This window comes from Streptomyces sp. MAI_2237 (assembly GCF_054189285.1).
Map to the genome: position 1 here is coordinate 2569363 of NZ_JAJPGQ010000003.1, position 16231 is coordinate 2585593.

Below are 16231 nucleotides of genomic sequence, written 5' to 3' on the forward strand. Positions count from 1 at the left end.
CGTGGACCCGAACGCCACGCACAGCACCCCCAACGGGAAGGGCCGGGACTCGCACAATGCCCGCAAAAGATGTCGCAGCCACCACCGCCTTCTGGCTCGCCGGCCGCCAGGTCACCGGCGAGGACACCTTCGACGTCACCTCTCCCTGGGACGGCCACCTGGTCGGCAAGGTGAGCGTGCCGACGGACGCGCAGGTCGAGGAGGCCGTCGCCGCCGCCCACGCCGTACGCGACGAGTTCGCCGCGACCCCCGCGCACGTCCGCGCCGCCGCCCTGGACCACGTCAGCCGGCGGCTGGCCGAGCGCACCGAGGACATCGCCCGGCTGATCTCCGCCGAGAACGGCAAGCCGATCAAGTGGGCGCGCGGCGAGGTCGGCCGTGCCGTGTCCGTGTTCCGGTTCGCGGCCGAGGAGGCCCGCCGCTTCAACAGCGGTGAGGCCCAGCGCCTCGACACCGACCTCGGCGGCCAGGGGCGGCTCGCGCTGACCCGCCGCTTCCCCAAGGGCGTCGTGCTCGGCATCGCGCCGTTCAACTTCCCGCTCAACCTGTGCGCCCACAAGGTCGCCCCCGCGATCGCCGCCGGCGCGCCCATCATCCTCAAGCCGGCGCCCGCCACCCCGCTGTCCGGCCTGATCCTCGGTGACCTGCTCGCCGAGACCGACCTGCCGGCCGGTTCCTGGAGCATCCTGCCGGTCGCCAACGACAAGATGCCCGCCCTCGTCCAGGACGAGCGCCTGCCGGTCATCTCCTTCACCGGTTCCGAGAAGGTCGGCTACGCGATCATGGACTCGGTGCCGCGCAAGCACTGCACGCTGGAGCTGGGCGGCAACGGCGCCGCGGTCGTTCTCGGCGACTACGCCTCCGACGCCGACCTGGACTGGGCCGCCGGCCGCATCGCGACCTTCTCCAACTACCAGGGCGGCCAGTCCTGCATCTCGGTGCAGCGCGTCATCGCGGACGCCTCGGTCTACGACCGCCTGCTGCCGCGCATCGTCGCCGCCGTCGAGGCCCAGGTCACCGGCGACCCGTCCGACGACAAGACCGACGTCGGCCCGCTGGTCAGCGAGGACGCTGCCCGGCGCGTCGAGTCCTGGGTGAAGGAGGCCGTGGAGGCGGGCGCGAGCCTGCTCACCGGCGGTGACCGCGACGGCGCCTCCTACGCGCCGACCGTCCTCACCGACGTGCCGGCCGAGGTGACGATCTCCTGCGAGGAGGTCTTCGGGCCGGTGCTGACCGTGCAGAAGGTGGAGGGCGCGGACGCGGCCTTCGCCGCCGTCAACTCCTCCAAGTACGGCCTCCAGGCTGGGGTGTTCACCCACGACCTGCAGGCCGCCTTCCGGGCCCACCGGGCGCTGGAGGTCGGCGGTGTCGTCATCGGCGACGTGCCCTCCTACCGTGCCGACCAGATGCCGTACGGCGGTGCCAAGCAGTCCGGCGTGGGCCGCGAGGGCGTGAAGTTCGCGATGGACGACTACACATACGAGCGGGTGCTGGTGCTGACCGGTCTCGCGCTCTGAGGCACCCCGCACACCCCTGGGGGCCCGGCACCGCTGCCTTCCGGTGCCGGGCCCCTTCATGTCGTCGGCCTGCCCCGGACCCTCAACCGGAGAAGCCGACGTGCGCGAGCCGCAGTGGGCCGCGCAGCCTCAGGTGCACGTCGTGCACGCCCTCGACGGCGACACCGGCGCCGAGCGAGGTGTAGTCGTACGGCGTGGCCGTGGCCGTGTCGAGGGTCAGTACGGCGAGCGGCGCGCCCCCGTCCAGGGACAGCTCCACGACACCCGCACCGGCGACCGTGACGTCCACCCGCGTGACGCCGTCCCCGAAGTCGCAGCGCCGGTAGACCAGTTCGGCCGTCCGGCCCTCCTGCGGCGTCACCGCGTCACCCGCGGTCCTCGTCCGGTCGACGATCGCGACCCCGCTCTGCTCGTCGAAGTCGGCCCCCTCCAGGCCGCGGTGCGCCACAAGGCGAGGGGCGCCGGGCTCGCCGTCCAGTCGCAGGGTCGTCCGCAGCCGGACGTCCTCGCTGGAGGCGCCGACCAGCAGGTCGTAGCGGCCCGGCTCCAGGCGCCGGCCGCCCCGGGCGACGTCCCAGAACTCGAAGGCGGACAGCGGGATTTCGAAGGAGAGCTCCCTCCGCTCGCCCGGGGCGAGGGTCACGCGGTCGTGGGCGAGCAGCTCGCGGCGCGGACGGGGCACTGAGGGTTCCAGGGCGCGGGTGTACAGCTGGGGAACCTCGTCCGCGGTCATGTCCCCGGTGTTGGTGACGGTGAAGGTCACCCGCAGCGAGCCGCCGTCCACGCGGGCCACGAGATCGCCGTAGGAGAACGCGGCGTAGGACAGGCCGTGCCCGAACGGGAACAGCGGCGTGCCCTCGAAGTACAGGTAGGTCTGGCGGGAGCCGATCACGTCGTAGTCGAGCAGGTCGGGCAGATCGGCGTCGTCCGCGTACCAGGTCTGCGGCAGCCGGCCGGCGGGGGAGACGTCGCCGGCCACGATGCGGGCGAGCGCGGTCCCCGCCGCCTGCCCGCCGTGCGCCGTCCAGAGCGCGGCGGGCAGCGCCGTCGTGTCCACCGCGTACGGATACGCCGAGACCAGCACCAGAGCCGTGCGCGGGTTCACCGAGCGGGCCGTGCGCAGCAGCCGCTCCTGCTGGGCGGGCAGCCGCAGCGTCGTACGGTCCTCGGTCTCGCGGCCGTTGATGTGCGGGTCGTTCCCGGCGAGGACCAGGACCGCGTCCGCCCGCTCGGCGACCCGCCGTACGGCCTCCTCGCCGCGCTCGACGACGACCTGCCCCCACACCTCCGGCTCCGGCCCGGCGGATTCGGGATCGACGTCGGCAACCTTCACCCCGTCGGCGGCGACGCAGACGTGACGACCCGTGCCCAGATGCCGCAGGAGGTGACCGTGTTCGTGGGGTTCCAGGCGGAACGTCTCCTGGACGACCCAGCCGCCGGGCTGGTCCGCGGCGGCCCGCAGGTATCCGTCGTCGGCCACCGACAGGTAGCGGCCGTCGGGCGCGCGGAGGGTCAGCACGCCCTCGCCCCAGTCGATCAGGGCCAGTTCGGTGCCCGTGGAGTCGGTGGTCAGCGGGGGCAGGTCGGTGCGGCCGGCCAGCAGGGCCGGATCGAGGGCGCCCTCGGCGCCGCGCACCCCGTCCGCCGCCTCGGGCGCCTCGGGCACGTGCAGGAAGGTCCCGGCGGAGGTCCTCAGGCGGATGCGGTCCACGCCCTCCGCGAACTCCACGCGCTCGGCGCCGAACCGCTCGTACAAGCCCTCCAGCGGGGTGGAGCGGTGCATCAACGTCCCGCTGTACCAGTCGAGTTTGCACTCGTCGGCCAGCAGTCCGACCACCGCGATCCGGGTGCCCGGTGCGAGCGGCAGCAGACCGTCGTTGCACAGCAGCACGATCGCCTGCTCCGCCGCCTCCCGGGCCAGGGCGCGATGGGCCGGGGTGTCGAACTCCCCGGTGCCGGCGTGCGGATCGTCGTGCGGGTCGAACTCGCCGAGCCGGAAGCGGACGGACAGCTGACGGCGGACGGCCGTGTCGAGGTCGGCCTCCGTCAACAGGCCCTGTCCATAAGCCCGTTTTGCCCGTCCCACGATCTGGGAGCTGTCCGTGCCGTGGTCGGTGAAGCTGTCCACGCCGGCGATCAGCGCGGCCGCCGTCGCCTCCTCGTGGGTGTCGAAGTAGTGCTCGTGATCGACCAGGTTGGACGGCGCGCCCGCGTCCGAGCAGACCAGCAGTTCCTCGTCCGTCCAGGCCCGCAGGTGCTCGCGCAGGTACGGGGAGACGTGGTTGGGGCGGCCGTTGACCAGGTTGTACGCCGGCATCACCCCGGCGACCGCGCCCGCCTCGACCGTCTCGCGGAAGGCCCGCAGGTCGTACTCGTGCAGCACGCGCGGGCGGACCGAGCTGGACGAGGTCGCCCGGTCCGTCTCGTTGTTGTGGGCCAGCCAGTGCTTCAGGACCGGCGCGGTGCGCCAGTACGTCGGGTGGTCGCCGCGCAGGCCGCGGGTGTAGGCCGTGGCGATGGCGGAGGTCAGTCGCGGGTCCTCCGAGTAGCCCTCCTCGTTGCGGCCCCACAGCGGATGGCGCAGCAGATTCACCGTCGGGGACCAGACGTTGAGGCCCACGCGGTCGTCGTGGGTGCGCATCGCGCGGACCTCCTTGGAGACCGCCTCGCCGACCCGGCGCACCAGGTCGGTGTTCCAGGTGGCGCCGAGGCCGACCGCCTGCGGGAAGACCGTCGCCGGGCCCATCCACGCCACGCCGTGCAGAGCCTCCTGGCCGGTGCGCCAGGCGGCGATGCCCAGGCGCTCCACGGGGGGCGTGAACTGGTGCAGGAACGCGAGTTTCTCATCGAGCGTCAGCCGCTGGAGCAGATCGTCGATGCGCTTCGCGAACGGCAGGTGCGGATCGCGGAACGGCGGTGTGGACGGCGTCTGTTCGGTCACGTGGGGATCCCCTTGCGATGGAGCGGCCGGGCGCTTTCGAAGCGCTTCGATGCTCATTCGACCGATGGCCGGGTGTCAAGGGTCGCTCACCGACACTTCAAGCGGCGTCTGAGGGAAAGGTCGGCTGTGAGAGCTCCGAGGAATGTTGGGAGCGACTCTTGTGCACCCCTGGGTGTTCACCTAACCTCACACCGACATCGAAGCGCTTCGACTAGCACCGCGAGCCGCAGTCGTCGGAGGATCGCTTCAGCTCAGCCAGTTCCACTCGAGACACCGCAGCCGACGGCCACCGCCGGGGTGTCCTGGTGCGCCATGAAGGGTTGACGCAATGACGCCGAACGCCGCTTCCGGTTCTTCCGGCTCCTCCGGACCCAGCCGCAGAAGCTTCCTCGCCTCCACGGCGGTCGCCACCGCAGCGGTGGCCGGCGGGATGCCCCTGCTCGCCGCCTGCGGCGGCTCGGACGGCGGGTCGCGCGGAGGGACCACCTCGGGCAAGAACGCCAAGAAGATCCTGCCGGCCTACGTGGCCAGCAACGTGGTGAGCCCGGACATCCCGTCCAAGAACGGCTCGTCCATGGGCTTCACCGGCAAGCTCGACGTCGGCACGCTCAAGACCTCGGTGCCGAAGAAGCTCGGCAAGGGCGGCAAGGTCACCATCATGTCGCCGTTCTGGGGCTCGCCGCCGAAGGTCGACTGCGCCTACTACACGGCGGCGAACTCCATGATCGGCGTCGACGTCCGGTGGCAGAACCAGGACGGCAACACCTACGACCAGAAGCTGGGCGCGGTCCTGGCCTCCAGCGACATCCCGGACGTGGTCGTCATCCCGGGCTGGAACATGACCGCCAAGATACCCAGCGCCATCATCGGCAAGTTCGCGGACCTCGGCCCGTACCTGTCCGGGGACAAGGTCAAGGAATACCCGAACCTGGCGGCGATCCCGTCCGACGCCTGGCAGCGCTCCATCTTCGGCGGCAAGCTGATGGGCCTGCCGATGCCGGCGTCGTACGTGCAGAACATCGTGCCGCTGTACCGGCAGGACGTCTTCGACAAGCAGGGCTACGAAGCGCCCAAGTCCGCCGACGAGTTCATGTCCCTGGCCAAGGAGATCACCAGCCCCAGGGCCAAGCGGTGGGCCTGCGGCGACATGAAGTGGACCGCGTTCAACACCTTCGGCGTGATCAGCGGTGGGGAGAAGGCGCTGAGCTGGACCGTGGTCGACGGCAAGATGACCCACCGCATGGAGACCCCGGAGTACCTCGAGGCGCTGGAGTGGACGCGCAAGCTGTTCGCCGCCGGGTACGTCCACCCCGACTTCAAGCTGGGCAAGAGCCAGGCCACCGACCCGAGCGCCAAGTTCGCCGCCGGTGAGTTCCTGATCTGGAACAACGACATCTCCAACTGGTACGCCCAGCAGGCCGTCCAGGCCGCCCAGAACCCCCACTTCAAGATCTGGGGCATGGACCTGTGGGGCCACGACGGCGGCAACCCCGTGCTGTGGGCGGCGAACCCGGCGAGCATCTTCGCCTTCGTCAACAAGAAGGCCCCCGAGTCCGTCGTCCGCGACGTGCTGGCCGTCGCCAACGTCACCGCGGCGCCGTACGGCACCAAGGAGTGGATGATGACCAACTACGGCGTCGAGGGCACCCACTACACCCTCAAGAACGGTGTGCCCGTCAAGACCGACAAGGGCAACAACGAGGTCATCAACGCGTTCGTCATGGTCGCGAGCCCCGCCTCGACCATCGCCCACCCTGACCTGCCCGAGTACACGAAGGGCATGGTCGGCTGGCAGCAGCGGATGGGCGCGTTCACCAAGAAGTCGTCCTTCTGGGGCCTGCAGGTCGTCGAGCCCAACCGCTACACCAACCTCACCAACGACATGGAGCAGTTGGAGGACGACATCATCCGGGGCCACAAGAAGATGAGCGACATGCAGCAGTTCATCTCCGACTGGCGGAGCAAGGGCGGCGACAGGCTGCGCGACTGGTACAAGAAGCTGCTCGACGAGAACGGCACGGCGGCGAGCTGACCCGGTACCGAGGCAAGGAGATCCGCCGTGTCCCACAGCACGGTGCCTCGGAGGGCCGAGGCCAGCACACCGGTCCAGACCCCGGTGGCGTCCGGCGGCGCCACCGGTCCCCGGGAGAAGAACGAGCCGGGCAGGCTGAGCCTGCGGCTCAGGTTCCGGCGCGACCGCACCCTGCTCCTGATGACGGTGCCGGCGATCGTGCTCGTCCTGGTCTTCAACTACCTGCCGATCCTGGGCAACGTGGTCGCCTTCCAGGACTACGACCCCTACGTCAGCGACAACGGCATCGTCTCGATCCTGCACAGCCCCTGGGTGGGTCTGGAGAACTTCCAGCAGATCTTCCAGGACTCCGGCTTCTGGAACGCGGTGCGGAACACCCTGGTGCTCTTCTTCGTCCAGCTCCTGCTCTACTTCCCGATCCCGATCGTGCTCGCGCTGCTCATCAACAGCGTCGTCAGGCCCCGCGTCCGGGCGATCTCCCAGGCGATCCTCTACCTGCCGCACTTCTTCTCCTGGGTCCTGGTCATCGCCGTCTTCCAGCAACTCTTCGGAGGCGCGGGCCTGTTGTCGCAGCTGCTGCGGCAGCACGGCTTCGACGGGCTGGACATCATGACCGACCCGGCGACGTTCAAGTTCCTGGTCACCGCGCAGAGCGTGTGGAAGGACGCCGGCTGGGGGATCATCGTCTTCCTCGCCGCGCTGGCCTCGGTCCCGCCGGACCTCTACGAGGCCGCCGCGATGGACGGCGCCGGACGGTGGCGGCGGATGTGGCACGTGACGCTGCCCGCGCTGCGGCCGGTGATCGCCCTGCTGCTGGTGCTGCGCGTGGGCGACGCGCTGACCGTCGGCTTCGAGCAGATCCTGCTGCAGCGCGACGCCGTCGGTCCCGGGGCCGGAGAAGTCCTCGACACCTTCGTGTGGTGGAACGGCGTCCGCAACCAGGACTTCGGCTACGCGGCCGCCGCCGGCCTGGTCAAGGGCGTCGTCAGCATCGGACTGGTGCTCGCCGCGAACAAGGTGGCCCATCTCATGGGCGAGCAGGGGGTGTACAAGAAGTGACCGCCGTGATGTGGAAACCGGCACGCGAGGAGTCCCGTTGGGCCGCTCCTCCCCGGCCCTCCTGGGAGGAGGAGCCCAGCAAGGCGGGGCTGGCGAGCAAGGGGCTCGTCCTCGGCCTGGCCTGCCTGGGCATCCTCTTCCCGCTGTGGATCGTCGTGGTCACCAGCCTCTCCTCGCGCAAGACCATCAGCGAGGCCGGCGGCCTGGTGATGGTGCCCAAGGGGATCACCTTCATCGCCTACAAGGAGCTCCTGAGCGGGGGACAGGTCACCCGGGCCGCGATCATCAGCGTCCTCATCACGCTCGTCGGCACGCTGTTCTCCATGGCCGTGTCGGTGCTGTGCGCATACGGACTGTCGCGGACCGGCTCGCTGGGCCACCGCTGGATCCTGATGATCCTGCTGGCGACCATGTTCTTCAGCGCCGGTCTGATCCCGACGTACCTGCTCGTGCAGTCCATCGGGCTGACGGACAGCTATCTGGCGCTGATCCTGCCCAGCGCGATCAGCGTGTTCAACATCCTCGTGCTGCGCGGCTTCTTCATGGGCATCTCGCAGGAACTCATCGACAGTGCGCGGATCGACGGTGCCGGGGACTTCCGGATCCTGTGGCAGATCGTGATGCCGCTGTCCCGCGCGGTGCTCGCGGTGATCACCCTGTTCTACGCCGTCGGGTACTGGAGCGCCTGGTTCAACGCGTCGCTGTACCTGAACGACCAGGACATGATGCCGTTGCAGAACGTGATGATCCAGCTGGTGCAGAAGCAGCAGGCGCCGGTGGGGCTGGGGCAGGCCATCAGGACCGGGCAGCTGTCGGGGCTGGCCGTGCAGATGGCCGTGATGGTGATGGCGCTGCTGCCCGTCGCCGTGCTGTCGCCGTTCGTGCAGCGGCACTTCAAGAAGGGCATGCTGACCGGCGCGATCAAGGGCTGACGCCTTCGGGTGCCGCGGCACCCCAGGGCCGAACCCCTCGGGGTGCCACAGTCCCCCTCCCGTCACGGATCGAGGTATGACATGCTCGCGTCCCCTCCCGGCCGTCCGGCGGCCCTGGCCGACGCCACCCGCGGCCGCATCCTCTTCGGCGGCGACTACAACCCGGAGCAGTGGCCCGAGGAGACCTGGCACGAGGACGTCCGGCTGATGAACGACGCCCGCGTCAACTCCGTCACCCTGGGCGTCTTCTCCTGGGCGAAGCTCGAACCACGGCCGGGGGAGCGGGACTTCGGGTGGCTGGACACGCTGATGGACCTGATGCACGAGAACGGCATCGGCGTCGTCCTGGCCACCCCCACCTCCTCGCCGCCGCCCTGGCTCGGCCGCCTGCACCCCGAGACCCTGCCCCGCGACGAGGACGGCCGCACCGAGTGGTGGGGCGGCCGCCAGCACTTCTCGCACTCCAGCGCCGTCTACCGCCGGCACGCCGCCGCCATCACCGAGGACCTCGCCGCCCGCTACGGCCGGCACCCCGCCCTCACCATGTGGCACATCAACAACGAGTACTGCACCTACGACTACGGCGACGAGGCCGCCGCCCGCTTCCGCCGCTGGCTGCGGGCCCGGTACGGCACCCTCGACGCCCTCAACTCGGCCTGGGGCACGGCGTTCTGGAGCCAGGGCTACGGCGACTGGGAGGAGATCCTGCCGCCCCGCCACGCCCACTACCTGAAGAACCCCGGCCAGGTGCTGGACTTCAAGCGATTCACCTCCGACATGCTCCTGGAGTGCTACGTCGCCGAACGCGACATCGTCCGCCGACACACCCCGTCCCACGTCCCGGTCACCACCAACTTCATGCCGCTGTGGGCCGGGCAGGACGCCTGGCGGTGGGCCGAGGAGGAGGACGTCGTCTCCGTCGACCTCTATCCCGACCCGCGCGATCCGTTCGGCGCTCAGCACGGTGCCCTCGTGCAGGACCTGACCCGCTCCCAGGCCCGCGGCCCCTGGATGCTGATGGAGCAGGCGGCCGGGCCGGTCAACTGGCGCGGAGTGAACCATCCCAAGCCCCGGGGCCTCAACCGCCTGTGGTCCCTGCAGGCCGTCGCCCGCGGCGCCGACGCCGTCTGCTACTTCCAGTGGCGCCAGTCCCGGCAGGGCGCCGAGAAGTTCCACTCCGGCATGGTCGGCCACGCGGGGGAGCAGGGTCGGACATACCAGGAGATCAAGCGGCTGGGTGCCGAACTGAGCATGATCGGCGCTGCGGTGACGGGCACTCACACGAGCAACCACATCGCGATCCTGCACGACTGGGACTCCTGGTGGGCCGGCGCCCACGAGGGCCGTCTGTCCACGCTCGTCGACCACACCCGGATCCTCACCGCCTGGCACCGCGCGCTCTGGCAGGCCCACCTCGCCACCGACTTCGCCCGTCCGGAACACGACCTGAGCGCCTACAAGCTCGTCGTCGTCCCGCAGGCGTACGCCCTCACGGACACGGCGATCGACAACCTCCTCGCCTACGTCCGTGACGGCGGCACCCTTGTCAGCGGCTTCCTGACCGGTATCGCCGACGAGCACGACCGGGTCCGCACCGGCGGCATGGACGCCCGGCTGCGCGCACTGTTCGGCATCCGCACGCTGCACGAGTGGTGGCCCCTGGAGGAGGGCGAGAGCGTCGGGACCGACGCCTTCCCCGGCATCCTGTGGTCGGAGGAGATCGAGGAGGACGAGGACGCCTCGGCGGAGGTCACGTACAAGGGCGGCGAGCTCGACGGGATGCCCGCCGTGCTGCGCAAGGGGCGGGCGCACTACCTGTCCACGCTGCCCGAGCCGGACGCCCTGCGCACCCTGCTCGCCGGGATCGCGGCCGAGGCCGGCGTCCACGCCGCCCTGCCCGCACTGCCCGACCAGGTCGAGGCGGTACGCCGGGGCGAGCTGCTGTTCCTGCTCAACCACGGCCGCGACCAGGTGACCGTCGACCTGCCCGGCAGCCACCGTGACCTGCTCACGGGGACGGTTGTGCAGGGCCGGTGCACGCTGGAGCGCCACGGCGTGGTGGTGTTGCGCCCATGAACATCATGCACGGCACCTGGGAAGCACGGCCCGCCGCGCGCTGGGAGGACGGCTTCCTGAGCGGCAACGGCCGACACGGCGCACTCGTGTTCGGTGATCCGAACGACGAGCGGGTGGTCGTCACCCAGCACACCCTGGTTCGGCCCAACGGCGGCGAGAGCGCCCGTCCGCCCCGGCTCGCCGACCGGCTCCCGCAGCTGCAGGACCGGTTGCTCGCCGGTGAGCCCGACGCCGCCGAGACCTTCACCGACGGCCGCGACCTGCAGTGGGTGCAGCCCTTCCACCCCGCCTTCCAGGTACGGCTGCGCAGGGCGCCCGGCGACCCGCCGCACCGCTACCGCCGCGGCGTCGACTTCCCCACCGGCGTCGTCGAGGAGACCTGCGACGGCTGGCTCAGCCGCGTCTTCGTCTCACGCGCCGACGACGTCGTCGTGCAGCAGGTCACCGCCGACGACCTGCACATCGCCCTGGACCACCGCCTGCCGAACGCCCCCACGCGGCTCGCCGTCGGCGACGGCGCCGTCCTCACCGCGGACGGAGCGCTGCTCACCCTGCGCGTCCGCTACCCCGGCGGCGACACCGCGTACACCGGGCTGACGCACGTCGTCGTCACCGGTGGGGTCACGACCCTCACGCCGCCCGGCGTCCGGATCACCGGCGCCGAGTCCGTCCTGCTGCTCACCCGGGTCCTGCGCCACACCGGCGAGCTGGACACCACCCCGCACGCCCGCGCCCTGCGGGATCTGCTGCCGGCCGGTGCGGACCCGTACACCACCCTGCTGTCCCGCCACACCGCCCTGCACCGCACCGCCTACGAGCGCGTCACCCTCGACCTGGGCGCCGACCCCGCCGAACGCGCGCTGCCGGGCTCGGCGCTGCTGACCCGCCCGGACAGCCCCGCCCTGCTGGAACGCCTCTTCGCCGCCGGCCGCTACCACCTGCTCTCCGCGAGCGGCCTGAACCCGCCGCGCCTGACCGGCCTGTGGACCGGCGACTGGGACACCGCCTGGTCCGGCGCCTTCACCAACGACGCCAACCTCAACCTCCAGACCGCCTCGGCCGCGACCGCCGCCCTCCCCGAAGTCACCGCCGCACTGGCCGACCTGTTTGCCCGTCAGCAGACGGACTGGGCGGAGAACGCCCGTACCGTCCTCGGCTGCCGGGGCGTCGTCGCCCCCGCCCACACCGACGGCGAGTCCGGGCTGTCGTACCACTTCAGCCGCGAATACCCGCTGCACCTGTGGACCGCGGGCGCCGACTGGCTGCTCAAGCCGCTCGTCGACCACGACGAGACCCGCGGCGAGCGCGACCCCCGCACCGCCGGACTGCTCGCCCAAGTCGCCGTTTTCTACGAGGACTTCTTCAGCCGCACCGACCAGGACGGCCGGGTGGTCGTCGTCCCCTCCTACTCGCCCGAGAACCGTCCGGCCGGCTTCGGCTGGGGCGCGATCAACGCGGCCATGGACCTCTCGGCCGCCCGGCACGCCCTCACCACCGCCGCCGCCTACCACCCCGGAACGCCCGAGGCCGACCGCTGGCGCGCGCTCGCCGAGCGGCTGCCCCCGCACCGGGTCAACGCCGACGGCGCCCTCGCCGAATGGGCCTGGCCCGGCCTCGACGACAGCTACGACCACCGCCACCTCAGCCACCTCTACGGCGTCTGGCCCCTCGACGAGATCAACCCCTACGACACCCCGGATCTCGCGGACGCCGCCCACCGCGCCCTCGAACTGCGCGGCGCCGAGAACGACTCCGCCCACGGGCATCTGCACCACGCCCTCGTGGCCGCCCGCCTGCGCGACGGCGAGCGGGTCGCGCACGCCCTCGGCCAGGTGCTGAACGGCGACTTCTTCCACGCCTCCCTGATGAGCGCGCACTACCCGCACCGCGACGTCTACAACGCGGACGCCGCCCACACCCTGCCCGCCCTCGTCGTCGAGACGCTCGTGCAGTCCACGCCCGACCGGCTGGTGCTGCTGCCCGCGCTCCCGGCGACCTGGCCGGCCGGCCGGCTCACCGGCCTGCGCACCAGGTTCGCGGCCGAACTCGACCTGACCTGGAGCCCGCGGGAGGTGACCGCGGTGATCCGCCCCACCCGGACCCGCCGCGTCGAACTCCGGACTTCCTCCGGCGCGACCCCGCTCGACCTCGTCGCCGGGGAAGACCACGTCCTCACCCTGGGGGCGTGGTGACCATCCGCGCAACTCCCCCCACCCATGGAAGGGACACCATGGCAGCACACACCCTCCGCCGCCGGATCACGATGGCGGCCGTCGCCCCCGCCCTGGCGCTCGGCGCCACCGTCGGCCTCGCCTCCGCCCCCGCCTCGGCCGCCGTCTGGAGCTCCTGCGACCAGTGGGCCAACACCACGCTGAACGGCTACACGCTCTACAACAACATCTGGGGCTCCGGCGCCGGCAGCCAGTGCATCTGGGCCAACTCCGGCACCAACTGGGGCGTCAACGCCAACCACCCCAACACCGGCGGCATCAAGTCCTACCCCAACGCCACGAAGGCGATCAACAAGTCGATCACGTCGCTGGGTTCCCTCTCCAGCGCCTACAACGTCACCGTCCCGTCGTCCGGCGCCTACGAGACCGCCTACGACATCTGGGACACCAACCACCAGTACGAGATCATGCTCTGGATGAACAAGACCGGAGCCGTCGGGCCGCTCGGCACCTCGCAGGGCAACGTCACGCTGGGCGGCCACACCTGGACCGTCTACAAGGGCAACAACGGCTCCAACGAGGTGTTCTCGTTCGTCCGCACGTCCAACTCCAGCTCCGGCACCGTCAACATCCTGCCGATCCTGAAGTGGATCAAGGACACCAAGGGCTGGTTCGGCAACGTCACCATCGGCGACCTCCAGTTCGGCTTCGAGATCACGTCCTCGTCCGGTGGCCTGAACTTCACCGTCAACAGCGAAAGTGTCAGCAGTAGTTGACCCGATTGCGGTCGGGGGTGGGGTTTCATGAGCGCATGCGAATCTCCACCCCCCACCGCACCGTCCTGACCGCCGTCGCCGCACTGCTCGCCGTGCCGGGCACCGCGGCGGCGGCCGCCGCGACCCCCCGGCACCCGGCCGACGTCGTCCGTCCGGCCGACCTGCTCCAACCGGTCGCCGCCCTCGCCGCCGACCGCCTCGCCACCGCCGACCTGGTCGCGGCCGCCAAGTGGGGCACCGACAGCCCTATCGACGACCCGGCGCGCGAACAGCAGGTCCTCGACACCGTCGCCGCGCAGGCCCAGCAGATCGGCGCCGACCCCGACGAGATGCGGCGCGTCTTCCGCGACCAGATCGAGGCCAACAAGCTCGTCCAGCGCGCGCTGTTCGCGGAGTGGACCGCCCACCCGGACCTGGCCCCGACCACCAAGCCCGACCTGAGCGTCGTCCGCGCGACCATCAACCGCATCAACACCGACCTGGTCCGGTCCCTGGCGGACACCACGCCCGAGCGCACGGCGGTCACCTGCCGCCCCGCCCTGCTGGCCGCCGCGATCGAGGTCCACCACGTCAAGCACCCGGACCTGCTCCACACGGCGGCCCTGGCCCGCTCCCTGGCCCACGTCTGCCGCGACTGACCCGCATTCAGGGGCGCGGCGAACCGCGCGACCGGTCCCGTCGCCGCTCAGTCCCGCACGGGCAGCCGCGCCCCGTCCCGCAGGAACAGCGGGATACGGTCCAGCGGGGCGTCGACGGTGACGCGGGCACCGCCCTCGTACGTCTGCCCCGTCCACGCGTCCGTCCAGGTCGCGCCCGCCGGCAGATATGCCGTACGGGCTGTGGCGCCCGCCGTCAGCACCGGCGCCACCAGCAGGTCCCGCCCGAACAGATACGCGTCGTCGACCGACCAGGCCGCCGAGTCCCCCGGGAACTCCAGGAACAGCGGCCGCATCACCGGCAGCCCCTCCTCGTGCGCCTCCCGCATGACCTGGAGCACGTACGGCTTCAGGCGCTCGCGCAGGCGCAGGTAGCGCTCCAGGACGGCGCCCGCCTCCTCGCCGTAGGACCACACCTCGTTCGGGCCGCCGGTCATCTCCGGGCCGAGCGGCATGCCCGGGTCGCGGAAGCCGTGCAGCCGCATCAGCGGGGACAACGCCCCGAACTGGAACCAGCGGACCATGACCTCGCGGTACGCCGGGTCGTCCGGGTCGCCGCCGTGGAAGCCGCCGATGTCCGTGTTCCACCAAGGAATGCCGGACAGCGCGGTGTTGAGCCCGGCCGCGATCTGCCGGCGCAGCGTCGGGAAGTCGGTGCCGATGTCACCGGACCACAGGGCCGCGCCGTAGCGCTGACTGCCCGCCCACGCCGAACGGTTCAGGGTGACGACCTCCTCGCCCTCGGCAAGCAGGCCCTCGTGGAACGTCCGGGAGTTCTGGGCCGGGTAGAGGTTGCCGACCTCCAGCCCCGGCCCCGCCCAGTACCGCAGGTTCTCCTGGAAGCCCGGCTTCAGCTCCGGCTCGCACGCGTCCAGCCAGAACGCCGTGATGCCGTACGGCACGAGGTAGTTGTCCCGCACCTTCGACCACACGAAGGCGCGCGCGTCCGGGTTCGTCGCGTCGTAGAAGGCGACCTGCACCGTCGAGGCGACGCCCTTGTCCGGCCAGTCGGCGTGCGCCATCGGGCTGTACTGGGTGCCGACGAAGTAGCCGCGCTGCTCCATCACGGGGTGGTTCTCCGACAGCGGTGACACCGACGGCCACACGCTCACCACCAACTTGATTCCCAGCTCGTCCAGTTCGCGGACCATCGCCGCAGGGTCCGGCCACTCGGCCGGGTCGAACTTCCACTCGCCCAGGTGCGTCCAGTGGAAGAAGTCGCAGACGATCGCCGAGATCGGCAGCCCCCGGCGCTTGTACTCCCGGGCCACGGTGAGGAGTTCGTCCTGGGTGCGGTAGCGCAGCTTGCACTGCCAGAAGCCTGCGGCCCACTCCGGCAGCATGGGCGTACGCCCGGTCACCGCGCTGTAGCGGCGCTGGCCGTCGGCCGGGGAGCCGGCCGTGATCCAGTAGTCGATCTGCCGGGCGGAGTCGGCCACCCACCGGGTGCCGTTGCCCGCCAGCTCCACCCGGCCGATCGCCGGGTTGTTCCACAGCAGGGTGTAGCCGCGGCTGGAGGTCAGCACCGGGATGCCGACCTCGGCGTTGCGCTGGACCAGGTCCAGGACCAGGCCCTTCTGGTCCAGGCGGCCGTGCTGGTGCTGGCCCAGGCCGAACAGCTTCTCGTCGTCGTAGGCGGCGAACCGCTGCTCCAGCCGGTGGTGGCCGTTGCCGACGGCCGTGTACAGCCGCGAGCCCGGCCACCAGAAGTGGGCGCGCTCCTCGGCCAGCAGCTCCCCGAGGTCGTCGGTGCGCAGGAACCGGACCAGGCCCTCGGCGGTGACCTGCACGGTCAGCGTGCCGACCGTCAACCGCCCCTCGCCGTCGGCGATCTTGACGCTGCTCTCGGTGGCCGGCGCCTCGTCGAGGAGGGCGCCCGGCAGGCCGTGCAGGATCGGGCCGCCGAGCCGCGCCCGGACCCGGACCGCGTCCGGGCCCCACGGCTCGATACGGAGGGTCTCCTGGCGGCCGCTCCACTCCAGCGCGCCGTCCCGTTCGCGGAAGGTGCCGACGGTGGGGGACGACTGCGCGAGCGAGACCTGGGTCTGGTTTTCGGCAGGCTGATTCACGA

General features: G+C 71.1%; 10 protein-coding genes. 8 read left to right on the forward strand and 2 right to left on the reverse strand.

Translation table 11 applies throughout. The features are described 5' to 3' along the window. The first annotated feature begins 56 nt into the window (after positions 1 to 56). Positions 57 to 1517, forward strand: coding sequence for an aldehyde dehydrogenase family protein (locus LN251_RS22375; RefSeq protein ID WP_458245931.1), 1461 nt, complete (start codon positions 57 to 59; stop codon positions 1515 to 1517). Positions 1518 to 1599: 82 nt separating this feature from the next. Here the strand turns inward: LN251_RS22375 and LN251_RS22380 are convergent, their stop codons facing one another. Next, positions 1600 to 4458 (reverse strand): glycoside hydrolase family 3 C-terminal domain-containing protein, encoded by a 2859-nt coding sequence (locus LN251_RS22380; RefSeq protein WP_458245932.1) that lies wholly within the window; start codon positions 4456 to 4458, stop codon positions 1600 to 1602. A 328-nt stretch (positions 4459 to 4786) separates the two neighbouring features. On the opposite strand from LN251_RS22380, the gene LN251_RS22385 reads away from it, so the two are divergent. From LN251_RS22385 to LN251_RS22415, 7 genes are all read left to right on the forward strand, one after another. Next, positions 4787 to 6490 carry an extracellular solute-binding protein gene (locus LN251_RS22385; protein WP_458245933.1) on the forward strand — a complete coding sequence of 568 codons (1704 nt, stop codon included), beginning with the start codon at positions 4787 to 4789 and terminating at the stop codon, positions 6488 to 6490. 27 nt (positions 6491 to 6517) lie between these two features. Beyond that, on the forward strand, positions 6518 to 7549 hold the full coding sequence (locus tag LN251_RS22390; protein ID WP_458245934.1) for an ABC transporter permease: 1032 nt from the start codon (positions 6518 to 6520) through the stop codon (positions 7547 to 7549). After that, complete coding sequence (locus LN251_RS22395) at positions 7546 to 8481, forward strand: carbohydrate ABC transporter permease (protein ID WP_458245935.1); 936 nt, start codon at positions 7546 to 7548, stop codon at positions 8479 to 8481. Before LN251_RS22390 ends, LN251_RS22395 begins: the two co-directional genes overlap by 4 nt. A gap of 81 nt (positions 8482 to 8562) precedes the next feature. Continuing rightward, positions 8563 to 10557, forward strand: a complete 1995-nt coding sequence (locus LN251_RS22400; RefSeq protein WP_458245936.1) for a beta-galactosidase — start codon at positions 8563 to 8565, stop codon at positions 10555 to 10557. Continuing rightward, a complete protein-coding gene (locus LN251_RS22405) occupies positions 10554 to 12749 on the forward strand; it encodes a glycosyl hydrolase family 95 catalytic domain-containing protein (protein ID WP_458245937.1) in 2196 nt (731 codons plus the stop codon). Before LN251_RS22400 ends, LN251_RS22405 begins: the two co-directional genes overlap by 4 nt. Before the next feature lie 38 nt (positions 12750 to 12787). After that, entirely contained in the window at positions 12788 to 13504 is a 717-nt protein-coding gene (locus tag LN251_RS22410; protein ID WP_458245938.1) for a glycoside hydrolase family 12 protein, read from the forward strand. Positions 13505 to 13539: 35 nt separating this feature from the next. Next, positions 13540 to 14142 (forward strand): chorismate mutase, encoded by a 603-nt coding sequence (locus LN251_RS22415; RefSeq protein WP_458245939.1) that lies wholly within the window; start codon positions 13540 to 13542, stop codon positions 14140 to 14142. 47 nt (positions 14143 to 14189) lie between these two features. Here the strand turns inward: LN251_RS22415 and LN251_RS22420 are convergent, their stop codons facing one another. Next, entirely contained in the window at positions 14190 to 16229 is a 2040-nt protein-coding gene (locus LN251_RS22420; RefSeq protein ID WP_458245940.1) for a glycoside hydrolase family 31 protein, read from the reverse strand. Positions 16230 to 16231 lie beyond the last annotated feature (2 nt).